This window comes from Cupriavidus gilardii (genome assembly GCF_008801915.1).
GTDB lineage: Bacteria > Pseudomonadota > Gammaproteobacteria > Burkholderiales > Burkholderiaceae > Cupriavidus > Cupriavidus gilardii.
In genome coordinates this window covers 80,021-93,316 of sequence record NZ_VZOV01000003.1, presented here as the reverse complement: position 1 = coordinate 93,316, position 13,296 = coordinate 80,021, and the positions used below count along the sequence as shown (strand labels likewise).

Sequence of the window (13,296 nt, the reverse complement as noted above, 5' to 3'; positions counted from 1 at the left end):
CCGCCGCCTGAAAGCTGGCAAGAAAAACAAACCCCCGCTGCCTGACGGCAACGGGGGTTTTTCGCCAACGCGGTGCGCCGCGCGGCCGCGAGGCAGCGCGACGCCAGCGAAGCGGGCGATTACATATTGTCGATCATCACCTGACCGAAGCCCGAGCACGAAACCTGCGTCGCGCCTTCGAGCAGGCGGGCGAAGTCGTACGTGACCTTCTTCGACAGGATCGACTTCTCCATCGACGAGATGATCAGGTCCGCGGCCTCGGTCCAGCCCATATGGCGCAGCATCATTTCGGCCGACAGGATTTCCGAACCCGGATTCACGTAGTCCTTGCCGGCGTACTTCGGCGCGGTACCGTGGGTGGCTTCGAACATCGCCACCGAGTCCGACAGGTTGGCGCCCGGCGCGATGCCGATGCCGCCGACCTGCGCGGCCAGCGCGTCGGAAACGTAGTCGCCGTTCAGGTTCAGCGTCGCGATCACCGAGTATTCGGCCGGACGCAGCAGGATCTGCTGCAGGAACGCGTCAGCGATCGCGTCCTTGACGATGATGTCCTTGCCGGTCTTCGGGTTCTTGAACTTGCACCACGGGCCGCCGTCGATCAGCTCCGCACCGAATTCCTTCTGCGCGAGCTCGTAGCCCCAGTCGCGGAAGCCGCCTTCGGTGAACTTCATGATGTTGCCCTTGTGGACCAGGGTCACCGAGGGCTTGTCGTTGTCGATCGCGTACTGGATGGCCTTGCGGACCAGGCGCTGGGTGCCCTGCTTCGACACGGGCTTGACGCCGATACCCGAGGTTTCCGGGAAGCGGATCTTCTTGACGCCCATTTCGTTCTGCAGGAAGGCGATGACCTTCTTGGCCTGCTCGCTTTCGGCTTCCCATTCGATACCGGCGTAGATGTCTTCCGAGTTCTCACGGAAGATCACCATGTCGGTCTTCTCGGGCTCGCGCACCGGCGAGGGCACGCCCTTGAAATAGCGCACCGGGCGCAGGCAGACATACAGGTCCAGCTGCTGGCGCAGCGCCACGTTCAGCGAGCGGATGCCGCCGCCGACCGGCGTGGTCAGCGGGCCCTTGATCGAGACCACGTATTCGCGCAGCACGTCCAGGGTTTCGTCGGGCAGCCACACATCCGGGCCATAGACCTTGGTCGACTTCTCGCCGGCGTAGATCTCCATCCACGAGATCTTGCGCTTGCCGGCGTAGGCCTTCGCCACGGCCGCGTCCACCACCTTGATCATCACCGGGGTGATATCGAAGCCGGTACCGTCGCCTTCGATATAAGGGATGATCGGATTGTCCGGAACATTCAGCGAGAGATCCTGGTTGACCGTGATCTTCTCACCGGCCGGGACCTTGATGTGTTGGTACATGACGTCTCCAGTACGGAACGGGGGTTTTCGAACGGCCGGCGGGTTCGTGACCAGACGGCGAAATGCGGGCCTAGCGGGAGGCATTGTAACGGCCCTCGCGACACCGGCATTGCTGCATCGCGAGACTGCGTCCTAATTGAGTCTTATATAAGACACAAGACCGGTTTCGTATTATGCAGCAATTTTTCATCATCCGCCATCCCGGACAGGCGCCGGCGTCGCGCCGCTGCGGCATACTGGCGCCTTTCCCGCACCGGTTCCCCCATGACCCTGATCGCCCTGAACAAGCCGTTCGGCACCATGAGCCAGTTCTCGCCGCATCCGAGCCGGCAGACGCTCGCCGACTGGATCGCGATGCCGGACGTCTATCCCGCCGGCCGGCTCGACGCCGACAGCGAAGGGCTGCTGCTGCTGACCGACGACGGCGTGCTGCAGGCACGCATCGCCGACCCGCGCCAGAAGCTGGCCAAGACCTATCTGGCGCAGGTCGAAGGCGTGCCGGACGAGGCCGCGCTGGCCCGGCTGCGCGCCGGCCTGGATCTGGGCGACTTCCACACGCTGCCGGCACAGGCCACATTGATCGACGAGCCCGCTTTCCTGTGGCCGCGCACGCCGCCGATCCGCTATCGCGCGGCGATCCCGACCCAGTGGATCGAGATCGTGATCCACGAGGGCAAGAACCGGCAGGTGCGCCGCATGACCGCGGCGGTCGGCCACCCGACGCTGCGGCTGGTCCGGGTCGGCATCGGTGCGCTGGACCTGCGCCAGCTCGGTCTGGCGCCGGGGCAATGGCAGGAAGTCGCGCCGCAAAGCCTGGGCATGACCGGCCCTGCCCGCGGTACGACGCCCGTGCGGCCGCGGTCGAATCCGCCCAGCCCGAATGCACGGCGCACCAACCCGGGCCGTACCGAGACGGCGCGCACCGCCGGCCGTACCAACCGCCGCCGGCCGGCCTAGCCGCGCTGCGCTATGCTTGCGGCTTGCGTTCCGCCGCGTACAGCCGCGTACAGCCGCGTATCGCCGCGTATTGCCGACCCCGCCGTGATGACCTTCGCCACTCGCGCCCTTCGCTCGTTTCCCGCCATGCCACTGCACCGTCCGCCGTTCGCCGCCCCGCTCGATCGCGCTTCGCTTCCTTCATCCCGCCGCCCGCTGGCGCGCCGGCTCGCCGCCCTGGCCTGCGGCGCGGCGCTGCTGGCCCCGCTCGCGCACGCGCAGCAGCGGCTGCCGGTCGTCTCGCTGAGCGCCGGCATGTACGTGATCCGCGCCGAGGTTGCGGCCGACCAGCAGTCCCGCCAGCAAGGCCTGATGTATCGCAAGTCGATGCCCGCCAATGCCGGCATGCTGTTCGTGTTCGAGCAGAAGGCCGGCCACTGCTTCTGGATGAAGAACACGGAGCTGCCGCTGTCGATCGCCTTCCTGGCCGACGACGGGACGATCGTCAATATCGAGGACATGCGGCCGCACAGCGAGGACAATCACTGCCCGAAGGCGGCGATCCGCTATGCGCTGGAGATGAACCAGGGGTGGTTCGCGCAGAAGGGCATCAAGGCCGGCGCGAAGATCGGCGGCCTGCCCGCGCAGTAAAGGGCTTCGGAAGAACGAGCCGGAAAGAAATACGCGGCCCTCTGCCGGGCCGCGTCGTCATCGCCAATGGCTGGCTCCGGACTTCAGTCTCGGAAGTTGTTGAAGTCCAGCGGCGCCTCGGATACGTCCTTGCGCAGCATCGCGATCACGCTTTGCAGATCGTCGCGCTTGGCGCCCGACACGCGCACCGCATCGCCCTGGATGCTGGCCTGTACCTTGATCTTGCTGTCCTTGATCATCCGCACGATCTTCTTGGCCAGATCGCCGGTCACGCCCTTCTTGATCGTGATGACCTGCTTGACCTTGTCGCCGCTGATCTTCTCGGTCTTGCCGTAGTCGAGGAAGCGCACGTCGACATTGCGCTTGGCCATCTTGCTGAGCAGCACATCCTTGACCTGGCCGAGCTTGAAGTCGTCATCGGCAAACGCGGTCAGTTCGCCTTCCTTCTGCTCGACACGGGAATCGGAACCCTTGAAGTCGAAGCGGGTCGAGATTTCCTTGTTGGCCTGCTCGACCGCATTCTTGACCTCGACCATATTCGCTTCGCACACCACGTCAAACGACGGCATCGCCTACTCCTTCTGAATGTCCGGTACCTCGGTCCTCGGTACCGCTGTTCGATTGCTGAACCTGTCCGGCCGGCGCCGGTGGTTCCGTATAATCCAGCCAACCCTGCAGTCCAGGCCGTTCCGCTTCCATCCCGCTGTCCGGGCATCCTCGTCCGGCAACTCTTTCCGCATGGCAGATTTCCACGAATTTTATCCGCTGCGCCAGCACAACACATTGGGTTTCGACGTACGCGCGCGCTTCGCGGTGACGGTGCGCAGCGAAAGCGACCTCGTCGAGGCGCTGGCCGACCCTCGCGCCGCACAGCGGCCGGTGGTCGTGCTGGGCGGCGGCAGCAACGTGGTGCTGACCGGCGATCTGGATGCGGTGGTGCTGCTGATGCAGATTCCGGGCTACACGGTTGCCAGTGACGACGAGGCCTGGCTCGTGACGGTCGGTGCCGGAGAGAGCTGGCACGCGACCGTCAACCGCACCATCGCCGACGGCATGCCCGGCCTCGAAAACCTGGCGCTGATCCCGGGCAGCGTGGGCGCCGCCCCGATCCAGAACATCGGCGCCTACGGCGTCGAACTGCGCGAGCGCTTCCACAGCCTGCGCGCCTGGGACCGGCAAACCCGCCGCTTCGTCACGCTGAGCCTGAGCGACTGTGCGTTCGGCTATCGGGACAGCCTGTTCAAGCAGGCGGGCCGCGATCGCTACGTGATCACCGCGGTCACGCTGCGATTGCCCCGCCGCTGGCAGCCGGCGCTCGGCTATGCCGAACTCGCCCGTGAGTTGCATGACAATCCGGCACCCGATGCGGCAGCGATCCGCGATGCGGTCATCGCGATCCGCCAGCGCAAGCTGCCCGACCCCGCTGTGCTCGGCAATGCCGGCAGCTTCTTCAAGAATCCGGTGGTCGGCGCCGCGCAGCGCGACGCGCTGGTGGCCGAACACCCAGACCTGGTCAGCCATCGGCAGCCCGACGGCAGCTACAAGTTGGCCGCCGGCTGGCTGATCGACCGCTGCGGGTTCAAGGGCCTGCGCGAAGGCCCGGTCGGCGTGCACGAGCGGCAGGCGCTGGTGTTGGTGCACCACGGCGGCGGCGATGGCCGCGCACTGCTGGCGCTGGCAACCCGCATTGCGGATACGGTGCGGCAGCGCTTCGGCGTGGAGATCGAACCCGAGCCGGTGGTGCTGTAGCGCCAGCGGTATTGCGAACCCCCTTCGCGGTCGCGCCGTTCGTCGACACCTACAACGGCATGTCCTGCAGGAATTCCTTGCGGATATCGACGGTGCCGCGCTTGCCGACGGCGTCGTAGTGCTGATCCAACCAGCCCTGCGCGGCAGCGCGTCCGCGCTCGCGCAGCATCAGCAGGAAATTCCAGTCGGTCACCAGCTTGGTCGACGACGACAGGTCCGCCAGGGCCTCGTCGGCCCGGATCGAATGCAGCAGGATGTATTTGAGCTTGTCGCGGTATTCGGGCTTGAGCCACTCCTCGTCAAGCAGCTTCTGCACGAAGGCGATCGCGCGCATCTCGCGCAGCAGCGACGCGTTGAAGGTGATCTCGTTGAGCCGCTCCATCACTTCCTGCGGCTGCGTGGGCACGTCCGGGCGCGAAATCGGATTGATATGGACGACCAGGATGTCGCGGGTCGCGGTCTGGTAGAAGAACGGGAACAGCACCGGATTGCCCATATAGCCGCCGTCCCAGTAGTACCGCTCGCCGATCTCGATCGCCGGATACAGATAGGGCAGGCAGGCCGACGCGAGCACCGCGTCGACGGACAGATCGGCGGTCTGGAACACGCGCACATTGCCGCTGTTGACGTCGGTGGCGGCGATGAACAGCTTCGTCTCCGGGCAGGCCCGCACGCGCTCGAAGTCGACCTGGTCCTCGAGCAGCGCGCGCAAGGGGTTGAACGTGCTGCCCTGCGCGGTCGCGCTCCACCAGCCGGACCACATCCGCATCCAGTCCTGCAGCGGCCAGCTGTTGCCCGGTTGGCCCGACAGCCAGTCGACCGTCTGCTGGCCGATCGTCGAGAACGGCGAGCCTGCACGCGACACGCCGAACCAGAAGTCGTGCAGCTTCTCTCTTGCACGCTCGGGGCCGCCCTCGAGCAGCCCATCGATCATCACCACCGCGTTCATCGAGCCGGCGCTGGTGCCGCTGATGCCGTCGAAACGCAGGCGGCCATCTTCCAGCAGCGCGTCCAGTACGCCCCAGCCGAAGGCGCCGTGCGCGCCGCCGCCTTGCAGCGCCAGATTGATCGGCTTGTGTCGATTTGCCATGCCGGAACTCCGTGAAGCGTGACGATCGAGAGAGACGGCCGCGGCATGCGCGCCGCCGCGGACAAGCGAGATGCGATCAGCCGAAGTGGCAGACGTAGTCGAGCGTCTGCTGCACTTCGATATCGAAGCTGCTGTCGCCCGGAATGCTGAACTGCTGGCCCGCGCCGTAGGTCTGCCATTCGTCCGAGCCGGCCAGCCGCACGCGGCAGACGCCGGCATTGATTTCCATGATTTCCGGCGCGCCGGTCTTGAAGGTCAGCGAGGCGGGGAAGATCACGCCCAGCGTCTTGCGGGTGCCGTCCGGAAACAGCACGGTGTGGCTGACGCATTTGCCGTCGAAATACAGATTGGCTTGCTTGACCACGGAAACATTGTCGAACTGGCTCATGGTGACTCTCCTGACAAACGATGGAATTGGTGTACAGACCTGCGCCGACTTGCACGGACATGCCGACACGCGCGGACCTGCGCGGACATGAAAAGAGGGGCCGCCAGGGCCCCTCTCCTTCCTTGCCGATGCGCGTGATAGCCGCTCGCTGGCGACTTACTTGCCGCGCTGGCGGCGGGCGTTCTCGGCGATGCGCATGCGCAGCGCGTTCAGCTTGATGAAGCCGCCGGCGTCGGCCTGGTTGTAGGCGCCGAAGTCGTCGTCGAAAGTGGCGATGTTCTTGTCGAACAGCGTGTCCTTCGAATCGCGGGCCAGCACGATGACGTTGCCCTTGTACAGCTTGACGCGCACCCAGCCGTTGACGTTCTGCTGCGTATGGTCGATCAGCACCTGCAGTGCGCGGCGCTCCGGGCTCCACCAGTAGCCGTTGTAGATCAGGCTGGCGTAGCGCGGCATCAGGTCGTCCTTCAGGTGGGCGACTTCGCGGTCCAGCGTGATCGATTCGATCGCGCGGTGGGCCCGCAGCAGGATCGTGCCTCCCGGCGTTTCATAGCAGCCGCGGCTCTTCATGCCGACGTAGCGGTTCTCGACCAGGTCCAGACGGCCGATGCCATGCTTGCCGCCCAGGCGGTTCAGTTCGGTCAGCACTTCGGCCGGCGACATGCGCTTGCCGTTCAGCGCGACGATATCGCCCCGCTCGAACTCGATGTCGAGGAACTCGGGCGCGTCCGGCGCCTGCTCCGGCGACACCGTCCAGCGCCACATGTCTTCCTCGGCCTCTGCCTTCGGGTCTTCCAGATGGCGGCCTTCGAACGAGATGTGCAGCAGGTTGGCGTCCATCGAGTACGGGGCGCCGCCCTTCTTGTGCTTCATGTCGATCTCGATGCCCGCCTTCTCGGCGTAGGCCAGCAGCTTCTCGCGCGACAGCAGGTCCCATTCGCGCCACGGGGCGATGACCTTGACGCCCGGCTCCAGGCCGTAATAGGCGAGCTCGAAGCGAACCTGGTCGTTGCCCTTGCCGGTGGCGCCGTGCGACACGGCGTCGGCGCCGGTGCTGCGCAGGATCTCGATCTGGCGCTTGGCGATCAGCGGACGGGCGATCGACGTGCCCAGCAGGTATTCGCCTTCGTAGACGGCATTGGCGCGGAACATCGGGAAGACGAAGTCGCGCACGAATTCTTCGCGCAGGTCGTCGATGAAGATGTTCTCGGGCTTGATGCCGAACTTGAGCGCCTTCTGGCGAGCCGGCTCCAGCTCCTCACCCTGGCCGATGTCGGCCGTGAAGGTGACCACCTCGCATTGGTAGGTGTCTTGCAGCCACTTCAGGATCACCGAAGTGTCCAGCCCGCCGGAGTAGGCGAGCACGACTTTCTTGATATCGCTCATGTTCGACTCGATGCGCAAAGGAGGCGCGGACCGGCAGGTAAGACAGCCCGCGCATCGGATAAGGAAAACGGAAAGCCGCTATTTTGACATGACCGCCCGGGCTTGGGCGCCACATCGCCGGACGGCGCGGCTCGGGCGCCAGACGATCGATCGGATCAACCGTTCAATAGCGCCCGCACAGCAGGTACTCCATCAGCGCCTTCTGCACGTGCAGCCGGTTCTCGGCCTCGTCCCAGACCACGCTCTTCGGTCCGTCGATCACGGCCGCCTCGACTTCCTCGCCGCGGTGCGCCGGCAGGCAGTGCATGAACAGCGCGTCGGGATTGGCGCGGTCCATCATCGCGGTGGTCACCATCCAGTCCTGGAAGGCGCGCTTGCGGACCTCGTTCTCGGCCTCGAAGCCCATGCTGGTCCAGACGTCGGTGGTCACCAGATCGGCGCCCTGGCACGCGGCCAGCGGATCGTCGAAGACCTTGACCAGGCTCGCGGCGCTGGCCGGCACCATCGCCGGATCGAGCTGATACCCCGGCGGCGCCGAGAAATGGAAGGTGAAGCCCAGCCGCTCGGCGGCCTGGATCCACGTGTAGGCCATGTTGTTGGCATCGCCGATCCACGCCACGACCTTGCCGCGGATGCTGCCGCGATGCTCGATATAGGTGAAGACGTCGGCCAGCACCTGGCAAGGATGGTATTCGTTGGTCAGCCCATTGATCACCGGCACGCGCGAATGGGCCGCGAAACGGTCGATGATCTCCTGGCCGAACGTGCGGATCATGATGATGTCCACCATGCGGGAGATCACCTGCGCCGCGTCCTCGATCGGCTCGCCGCGGCCCAGCTGCGAGTCGCGCGTGTTCAGGAACACCGCGTGACCGCCGAGCTGGTGGATGCCGGCCTCGAACGACAGCCGCGTGCGGGTCGAGTTCTTCTCGAAGATCATCGCCAGCGTACGGTCGTGCAGCGGATGCCAGGTCTCGTAGTTCTTGAACTTGGTCTTCAGAATCCGGGCGCGGTCGAGCAGGTACTCGTACTCCTTCGCATCGAGGTCGCTGAACTGGAGGTAGTGCTTGATCGGCGTTGGGCTCATAAAACAAAGAAGGCGGCTCGATGGGGACACGCGAGGCCATGAACGGTCATGGAACCACGCTGTCGCGGAGCCGCCTTTCGCGTCGCTTGCGCAATGTGAGTTCAGGAATCATAAGGGATTATTCCTGCTTTGGCGAGCCTGGGCGGGCACCCGGCCATGCCGGCAAAGCCCTGTGCCGGGCCATGCGGCGGCTTATGCGGCAGTCTTATATAAGATATAATACTCGCTGATTCACGCGGGGCCCGGCATACCCTTGCCGCCGCCCGCCGCCGGCATCAAAAGTGCCCCCGCCACTCCCGACGCCCCGCCTTCCGGCCAGATTCGCGCGAACCCATCGCCGCTCGCCGCGTCAAACGGGCGCCCGTTGCGGGTTTCCCGTCGAGTCACCAGCCTCACCGCAGTCCATGAATTCCACCGTTCGCCAGTACTTCATCCAGGGCATCACCAAGGAAGGCAAGACCTTCCGTCCGAGCGATTGGGCTGAACGGCTGTGCGGCGTGATGGCGCAATTCCGCCCGCCCGGCGATACCGGCGATCCCCGCCTGACCTACTCCCCTTACGTGCGCCCGGTGATGTCGGGCGGCGTCAAGTGCGTGGTGGTCGATGCAAGGCTGCGCGAGATCGAGCCCAAGGCGCTGGACTTCGTGCTGAACTTCGCGCGCGACAACCACCTGCAGCTGGTCGAGGCCTGCTCGCTGGATTGAGCGGAAGGCCGCATCGAGCGGAAAGCCGAAATGCAAAAAGCCCGTCATCGGACGGGCTTTTTTACTGCGCCGACCGCGCGCCAGGCGCGGCCGGTGAACGCGGCAATCAGGCGGCCATGGCCTTGATCGCAGCCGACAGGCGCGACTTGTGGCGCGCTGCCTTGTTCTTGTGAACGATCTTCTTGTCGGCGATGCTGTCGATCACGGCTTGCGAGTTCTTGAAGATCTCGGCAGCAGCTGCCTTGTCGCCGGCATCGATCGCCTTGCGGACAGCCTTGACGGCGGTGCGCAGACGCGAGCGCAGGCTGGAGTTGTGCGCGTTCTGGGCGACGGCTTGACGCGCGCGCTTGCGAGCTTGTGCGGAATTTGCCATTTCGTTAAATATCCTGAATTCAGATGCGTGCGTGGATTGCACAAGAGCGACCCGGGATGCACTGACACACGAATCCGGAACGCAACTATCTTCTCGAATCGGCGATTATACACACAAGATCGAAGCCGCCGCAAGGAAGATCCCGCCCCTCGGCGAAGGCGGCGGGCCGCGCACTCCAATCCGTATAATTGGCGCCACAATTGGCGGGCCCCGGCTCGCCCGGTGTGGTGCGATTGCAACTTTCGGCGTCCGGATGCCGTCTGACTGCGGTCTGCCGCCCAGCGACGCGCCCCGAGGCGGCGCTCCAACCGTTTCCTGTCTCCCCGACCTTGAACCTGCTCAAATCGCTCGCCACCATCAGCGGCCTGACGATGCTGTCGCGCATCACCGGCCTGATCCGCGAGATCCTGATCGCCCGCGCGTTCGGCGCCTCGGACATGACCGACGCGTTCAATGTCGCCTTCCGCATCCCGAACATGCTGCGCCGGATCTTCGGCGAAGGTGCCTTCCAGCAGGCCTTCGTGCCGATCCTCGGCGAATACCACGGCAAGCGCGGCGACGAGCCGACCCGGCTGCTGGTCGATGCGGTGGCCACCGTGATGGCGTGGGCCCTGGCCGCGGTGTCGCTGATCGGCGTGCTGGCGGCCCCGGTGATCATGACGATCGTCGCAACCGGTTTCCGCGGCGACCACCAGACCTACGACGCGGCCGTCTTCATGACCCGCGTAATGTTTCCGTACATCGGGCTGATTTCGATGGTCGCGCTGGCCTCGGGCGTGCTGAACACCTGGCGCAACTTCGCGGTGCCGGCCTTCACGCCGGTGCTGCTGAACCTGTCGCTGATCGGCGCGGCGCTGTTCGTCGCGCCGCATCTGCAGCAGCCGATCTACGCCCAGGCCTGGGGCGTACTGGTCGGCGGCGTGCTGCAGCTGGCGATCCAGATCCCGGCGCTCAAGCGCATCGGCATGCTGCCGCGCATCGGCGTGAACCTGCGCGCCGCCTGGCGCGACCCCGGCGTGCGCCGGATCCTGCGGCAGATGGGCCCGGCGCTGCTGGGCGTATCGGTCGCGCAGATCAGCCTGATCATCAATACCAATATCGCGTCGCGGCTGGCCACCGGCAGCGTGTCGTTCCTGACCTATGCCGACCGCCTGATGGAATTCCCGACCGCGCTGCTCGGCGTGGCGATCGGCACGATCCTGCTGCCCAGCCTGTCCAAGGCCAGCGCGCGCGAGGACGGCGCCGAATACTCGGCGCTGCTCGACTGGGGCCTGCGGCTGACCTTCCTGCTGGCAATCCCGAGCGCGATCGGCCTCTATGTGTTCGGCGGGCCGCTGACCGCGGTGCTGTTCCACTACGGCAAGTTCGACGGCCATGCGGTCGAGATGACAAAGCTGGCGGTGATGGCCTACGGCGTCGGCCTGCTGGGCCAGATCCTGGTCAAGATTCTTGCGCCAGGCTTCTACGCCCGCCAGGACATCCGCACCCCGGTCAAGATCGCCATCGCGATGCTGGTGATGACCCAGCTCGCCAACCTCGCCTTCGTGCCGTGGATCGGCCACGCGGGCCTGGCGCTGTCGATCAGCGTCAGCGCGACGCTGAACGCCGTGCTGCTGTTCATCGGCCTGCGCCGCGTCGGCGTCTACCGGCCCGCGCCCGGCTGGTGGCTGTTCTTCGCGCAGCTGTCGGCGGCGGCGACGCTGCTGGCCGGCGTGCTGCTGTGGTTCGCGCGCACCTTCGACTGGGTCGCCCTCGGTACCACGCCGCTGCTGCGGATCGCGCTGATGGCCTCGTGCCTGGTGCTTGCGGCGGTCGTCTACTTCGGTACACTGTGGCTCACGGGCCTGCGCTATGCCGCCTTCAAGCGCAAAGCTGTCTGAAGACCATGGCGCCGGCCGCAACCAGGAACCGCTATGACCTCGACCAAAGTCCTGGACTATTTTGCCGCGCTGGTGGCGGACGACAGCGGCATCCCGCTGACCGAAACGGCCCTGTCGATCGCACAGGACGCCTACCCTGACCTGGACCTGCAGGCCGAACTGGCCGCCATCGATGTGCTGGCGCTGCGGCTCAAACGCCGGATCGCCGACGGCACCCCCGCCATTCAACGCCTGCGACTGCTGAACCATTTCTTCTATCGCGACCTGGGCTTCGGGCCCAACGCGAACGACTACTACGACCCCGACAACTCGTATCTGAACGTGGTGCTGCGGCAGCGGCGCGGCATTCCGATCTCGCTCGCGGTGCTGTACATGGAGCTGGGCCAGCAGATCGGCCTGCCGCTCAAGGGGGTCTCCTTCCCCAACCACTTCCTGCTGCGGATGTCGATTCCAGCGGGCGAGGTCGTGCTCGATCCGCTGACCGGCGAGACGCTGTCCAAGGAGCAGCTGCAGGACATGCTCGACCCGTACCTCGAGCGCGAGGGCATCGCCGATCCGAACGCGGTGCCGCTGGGCCTGTTCCTGCAGACGGCCAGCCACCGCGAGATCATCGCGCGGATGCTGCGCAATCTGAAGGCGATCTATCTGCAGGAGTCGCGCTGGCAGCGGCTGCTGGCGGTGCAGAACCGGCTGGTGATCCTGCTGCCCGATTCGATCGAGGAAGTGCGCGACCGGGGCCTGGCCTACGCGAATCTGGAATGCTTCCGGCCCGCGCTGGAAGATCTGGAGGCCTATGTCAGCGCCCGGCCCGACGCGGCCGATTCGACCCAGATCCGCGACCGCATGCCGGCGCTGCGGATGATGAGCCGGTCGCTGAATTGAGCGCCCGCAGGGAACGAAGTCACCGAGAAACGAAGGAAGAACGAAGCGACAGGCCGGCATCGCAACGGTGCCGGCCTGGCATCAAGCTGCGCCTTACGACACGCGGCGGCGCTTGTCGCCTCGCCGCACCAGGCGCCACAGCCCGCCGAGGATCAGCGGTACGATCGCCGCGCTGATGCCGACCAGCACGATCAGGTTCAGGTATTGCTTGATGAACGGCAGGTTGCCGAAGAAGTAGCCCGCAAACACCAGGCCCACCACCCAGGTGACGGCGCCGACCACATTGAACAGCTGGAAGCGCGCGAAGGTCATCTGCGACACGCCGGCCACGAATGGGGCAAAGGTCCGCACGATGGGCACGAAACGGGCGATCACCAGCGTCTTGCCGCCGTGGCGCTCGTAGAAGTCGTGGGTCTTGCGCAGTGCCTGCTGGTCCAGGAAGCGCCATTGATGGTCGAACACCTTGGGTCCGATCCAGCTGCCGACCCAGTAGTTGACGGTATTGCCGCCGATCGCGGCGACCAGCAGCAGGCCGATCAGCACCCACTCGTTCATCGCCCCCGTCGCGCAGAAGGCGCCGGCGATGAAGAGCAGCGAATCGCCGGGCAGGAAAGGCGCCACCACCAGGCCGGTCTCGGCAAAGACGATCGCGAACAGAATGGCGTAGACCCAGGCGCCATATTGCTGAATCACGGTGCCGAGGTACTTGTCGACATGCAGCAGCATGTCAATCACCTGCAATACGATATCCAAGACGTTCCCCAACTTTTTCCAGCCCGACATCATACAAGACGAACGTG

Annotated in this window: 14 protein-coding genes; 6 read left to right on the top strand and 8 right to left on the bottom strand. The window is 65.4% G+C overall.

Translation table 11 applies throughout. From position 1 onward, the window contains the following. Positions 1–119: 119 nt before the first annotated feature. Positions 120–1,370 (bottom strand): NADP-dependent isocitrate dehydrogenase, encoded by a 1,251-nt coding sequence (icd, locus tag F7Q96_RS06020; RefSeq protein ID WP_023263378.1) that lies wholly within the window; start codon positions 1,368–1,370, stop codon positions 120–122. 264 nt (positions 1,371–1,634) lie between these two features. Here icd and F7Q96_RS06015 point away from each other — a divergent pair, with 264 nt between their 5' ends. Together F7Q96_RS06015 and F7Q96_RS06010 are read left to right on the top strand one after the other, a co-directional pair. Then, positions 1,635–2,327, top strand: a complete 693-nt coding sequence (locus tag F7Q96_RS06015) for a pseudouridine synthase (RefSeq protein WP_082371545.1) — start codon at positions 1,635–1,637, stop codon at positions 2,325–2,327. 132 nt (positions 2,328–2,459) lie between these two features. After that, on the top strand, positions 2,460–2,957 hold the full coding sequence (locus tag F7Q96_RS06010; protein ID WP_170265883.1) for a DUF192 domain-containing protein: 498 nt from the start codon (positions 2,460–2,462) through the stop codon (positions 2,955–2,957). Between the two features lie 83 nt (positions 2,958–3,040). Here the strand turns inward: F7Q96_RS06010 and F7Q96_RS06005 are convergent, their stop codons facing one another. After that, a complete protein-coding gene (locus F7Q96_RS06005) occupies positions 3,041–3,526 on the bottom strand; it encodes a YajQ family cyclic di-GMP-binding protein (protein ID WP_053822452.1) in 486 nt (161 codons plus the stop codon). A gap of 169 nt (positions 3,527–3,695) precedes the next feature. On the opposite strand from F7Q96_RS06005, the gene murB reads away from it, so the two are divergent. Next, positions 3,696–4,706, top strand: a complete 1,011-nt coding sequence (murB, locus tag F7Q96_RS06000) for a UDP-N-acetylmuramate dehydrogenase (RefSeq protein ID WP_053822453.1) — start codon at positions 3,696–3,698, stop codon at positions 4,704–4,706. A 49-nt stretch (positions 4,707–4,755) separates the two neighbouring features. Here murB and F7Q96_RS05995 read toward each other — a convergent pair whose 3' ends face one another. The 4 genes from F7Q96_RS05995 to argF form a co-directional block, all read right to left on the bottom strand. Then, the gene (locus F7Q96_RS05995; RefSeq protein ID WP_053822454.1) at positions 4,756–5,796 is read right to left on the bottom strand and encodes a patatin-like phospholipase family protein; all 1,041 of its coding nucleotides are present in this window, start codon (positions 5,794–5,796) and stop codon (positions 4,756–4,758) included. Between the two features lie 76 nt (positions 5,797–5,872). Continuing rightward, the gene (gene ppnP / locus F7Q96_RS05990) at positions 5,873–6,184 is read right to left on the bottom strand and encodes a pyrimidine/purine nucleoside phosphorylase (RefSeq protein ID WP_053822455.1); all 312 of its coding nucleotides are present in this window, start codon (positions 6,182–6,184) and stop codon (positions 5,873–5,875) included. 156 nt (positions 6,185–6,340) lie between these two features. Then, positions 6,341–7,570, bottom strand: coding sequence for an argininosuccinate synthase (locus F7Q96_RS05985; protein ID WP_053822456.1), 1,230 nt, complete (start codon positions 7,568–7,570; stop codon positions 6,341–6,343). 163 nt (positions 7,571–7,733) lie between these two features. Next, positions 7,734–8,657, bottom strand: a complete 924-nt coding sequence (gene argF, locus F7Q96_RS05980) for an ornithine carbamoyltransferase (protein WP_053822457.1) — start codon at positions 8,655–8,657, stop codon at positions 7,734–7,736. A 404-nt stretch (positions 8,658–9,061) separates the two neighbouring features. Between argF and F7Q96_RS05975 the strand changes: the two genes are divergently transcribed. After that, positions 9,062–9,361 (top strand): DUF3579 domain-containing protein, encoded by a 300-nt coding sequence (locus F7Q96_RS05975; RefSeq protein ID WP_006579060.1) that lies wholly within the window; start codon positions 9,062–9,064, stop codon positions 9,359–9,361. A 106-nt stretch (positions 9,362–9,467) separates the two neighbouring features. On the opposite strand, the gene rpsT is transcribed toward F7Q96_RS05975, so the two are convergent. Beyond that, complete coding sequence (rpsT, locus tag F7Q96_RS05970; protein WP_006579059.1) at positions 9,468–9,734, bottom strand: 30S ribosomal protein S20; 267 nt, start codon at positions 9,732–9,734, stop codon at positions 9,468–9,470. A gap of 329 nt (positions 9,735–10,063) precedes the next feature. Between rpsT and murJ the strand changes: the two genes are divergently transcribed. After that, positions 10,064–11,614: a murein biosynthesis integral membrane protein MurJ gene (gene murJ, locus F7Q96_RS05965; protein ID WP_053822458.1), complete on the top strand. Its 1,551-nt coding sequence runs from the start codon at positions 10,064–10,066 to the stop codon at positions 11,612–11,614. A 33-nt stretch (positions 11,615–11,647) separates the two neighbouring features. Continuing rightward, on the top strand, positions 11,648–12,496 hold the full coding sequence (locus F7Q96_RS05960) for a SirB1 family protein (protein WP_023263957.1): 849 nt from the start codon (positions 11,648–11,650) through the stop codon (positions 12,494–12,496). 93 nt (positions 12,497–12,589) lie between these two features. Here the strand turns inward: F7Q96_RS05960 and F7Q96_RS05955 are convergent, their stop codons facing one another. Further along, positions 12,590–13,237, bottom strand: coding sequence for a VTT domain-containing protein (locus F7Q96_RS05955; protein ID WP_170265880.1), 648 nt, complete (start codon positions 13,235–13,237; stop codon positions 12,590–12,592). Positions 13,238–13,296 lie beyond the last annotated feature (59 nt).